Source organism: Paenibacillus sp. 01L418 (assembly GCF_056400045.1).
In genome coordinates this window covers 1-2,978 of sequence record NZ_JBFTSN010000612.1, presented here as the reverse complement: position 1 = coordinate 2,978, position 2,978 = coordinate 1, and the positions used below count along the sequence as shown (strand labels likewise).

Below are 2,978 nucleotides of genomic sequence, written 5' to 3'. Positions count from 1 at the left end.
CGATAATTTCAGCTGTATAGAAGCCAGGAGTATTATATGTGTTATACATAAACTCATAGTCTGTATTATTGGGTAGTACTGTACTCAAGTTTTCGGTGAATTTCCACGTATAGCCATTCAAACCTTTTGATCGATTAATAAGCGATGACTTTTCACCTGCAATGATAGTTGAAGGTTGAAATTCAATGTCCGCTATTAAATCAGGCTTAGGTGTAGGCGTTGGTTCTGGTGATGCTGAAGGAGTCGGAGTTGGTACTGCTTTATTGGCCACATTTATTATAAGCTCCGCCCACTCAGATACCTTTTTAGCGCTATTTGTTACGCGCAGCTCCACCACATATTTTCCTTCAGCTGCAAAGTCTTTGGCAGCTGGCTTGGTCGCTATCGTTTTACCTGCCGGATTCTTATATTTCCATTCTCGTATCGTGATAGCTTCCTTCCCTGGTGAATAAGAGAGTTTATCATCAAGTTTTGGATCTGCTGAAGGCTTAATTGTTATCTCTGGCTCGGTGCGATGATCTCCCTCAACGTGTGATATGATGGCCATTGGTGTGGTCGGCTCATTTAGCTTATTGACCATAATTTGAAATGCTTTTGTATTGTTAGTTTCATCTGTTTCCGTAATCTGGCCATTAAAGTCAGCCTTGGCCGACAACTTCTTAAGACCACTAGTCGCAAAGCTCGTACTAAATGTTACTGTGGAGCTTGCACCAGGAGCAAGGTTACTTATAGGCTTTGTAGGTTCAGGAGAACTGCCAAATAGGCCCACAACGAAGGAGCCGCTATTTTTATTTCCATTATTTTTGACGGTGACAACGATTGAGGTAGCTTGGTTCACATAGACCGCGTCGGGGTGTACGACCTTCGTTACTTCCAAATCGATTGTCTCTGGAATGACATTTATATMAAGTGTTTTCATAGGTTTTATTGTAAAGATTTCATACCACCAAGAACCGTCCGTCCATTCGCTCCACATTTGGACAACACCAGGAGTGAAATCAGTTGGCTTTTGTTGAATAATAGCGTAATCGAGCAATGTGTCGCTAGTCCAGCTTGCACCTTTGAGTGCATTATAGCTTGTTATAAAATTAGAAGAGTAAGATGGTTTGTTGTAGGGATCTACCATTTTAGATAACCACGCTGGAGCTTCAGGATTACGTGTAAAATCTATAGATTCTTTCAACCCTCTACGTTGGCCTTCAGGTTGAGCCCATGGCTTTTTAATCCAATTTTTCGCTACGCTGCCGGTTGCACTAGAGTCTGGTGGGAATCTCCAGTTCCTATAAACAGATCCGCTCGCATCCCAACCAAGATAACGATATTGTCCAGTCTTCTTGTCCGTCTCATTACCTGAAACTTCAGAAGGACTACCGTATACAACAACTGATTCACCTATGTTCAATGAATTAAGCAAATACTTTTCGTTAAGGGCTTTACAGTTTGAGCTCATTTTAGGAATTTTATAAACGCTTATTATCCCTTCAGCCTTTGTTCCGTAGCTTGGAGGAGATGGACATACCCCCGCCTCAACTCTCTGAGGTTGAAATGGTATTGAAGTAACAGTAACGACAACAAGCAACAAAAAAAGCAACTGCGCTCGCAGCTGCTTTCGAAATATTATTTTCATTTTTACTTAGCCTCCTATCCAAAATACAACACCGACATTATCGTTCGCTTTATACACTAGAAAACTACGTCCATCATATGTCGTTTTAATTGAATTTTTACCTTCAACAAATTTCATTCCATCTACTTTAATATAATTGGAATACGCCTTTTCATAAGATTGTGGATAGTACTGTTTTAAAAGATCCTTAAGCAAAGCTTTTACATCGGAAGATGGTTCATCAACATTTATTGTAGTTCTTTTTAATTCTGCATCATACTCGATCCATACATTATGATCCTCAAAAACATCTGATCCTTTTAAATTTACACCAACAGCTCCACGACTAATCGTAGTATGCCCTTTGAAACTAGGCAAAGATTGAATCAATGCATCAAGCTCTTTGTCTGTTTTAGGATAAGCAACCGGCTTAACTTGTGGATTTTTTGCCTTAAGAGTATTAGAGATCATCAGAACAGCTTCAGCTCGTGTTGCATTCTTGTCGCCACCCATTGTCCCATCTGGATAGCCCTTCAAAATCTCATTCTGTTTCGCAATTGCTAGGTAGCCTGACTTTACCCCATCCGCATCCTTGCCAAGCGCTCTAACTGTCATACGGGCAATCTCTTCACGAGTGATTTTCCGATTAGGCTCGAATTGTGATTCCTTATATTCATTCACCTTAATGATGGATTGTTTTAGACCTGTAGAGATCGATGCACGAAACCATCCTTTATCGTCGATGAAAGGTGTGTCTTGATCCTCTAACTTGTATTTCATCGCGGCTACCAACGATTTTGTAAACTCAGCACGAGTAATATTATCGTTAGGTTTAAAGCTTGTTGCACTATAACCATTAATCCAACCTTGACTCACTGCAGTATCGATCTCTGATTTTGCCCAGTGTGACTTTGTATCTGTAAAAGCAGCTGCAGCTGCTACGGTCTGCGACGCAAGCAATACTGTCACAAACGTCATGATTACGGCTAGCTTCATTTTTTTCATTGGGATCACTCCTATTTTCTATTTACCAAAATTAATCAATCTAGTTATCTAACTATTTTATCGACATTCTTGTTTTCTTATTAAACCCTTCACTTCCTTTCTTATAAAAATGTCATCTACTACCGATATGGATGACTACAAGCATCAAATCTACACTCTTTAAAGATATCAATTCTAGAGGTTAATAAAGTTAGCAAATCGTATGCAAAAAGTATGATTATTATAAACAAACCACTTCGATTATCGTTCCCGTTCCTCCACACGTTCCGCACATAGCGCATCCTCCTTCCTAAATATGGGTTATGAAAATTCGTATTCATTATGTTGTAACGCAATATCGTCGAACTGCGACACATTACTCCTTACT

The 2,978-nt window shown here is 39.7% G+C and carries 2 protein-coding genes; both read right to left on the bottom strand.

Annotated elements, in window-relative coordinates:
* Positions 1 to 1,627: Athe_2463 domain-containing protein (locus tag AC1DSE_RS33580; protein ID WP_477528942.1), on the bottom strand; the 1,627-nt coding region annotated here is incomplete at its 3' end.
* Between the two features lie 6 nt (positions 1,628 to 1,633).
* A complete protein-coding gene (locus AC1DSE_RS33575; protein WP_441883508.1) occupies positions 1,634 to 2,611 on the bottom strand; it encodes an S-layer homology domain-containing protein in 978 nt (325 codons plus the stop codon).
* Positions 2,612 to 2,978 lie beyond the last annotated feature (367 nt).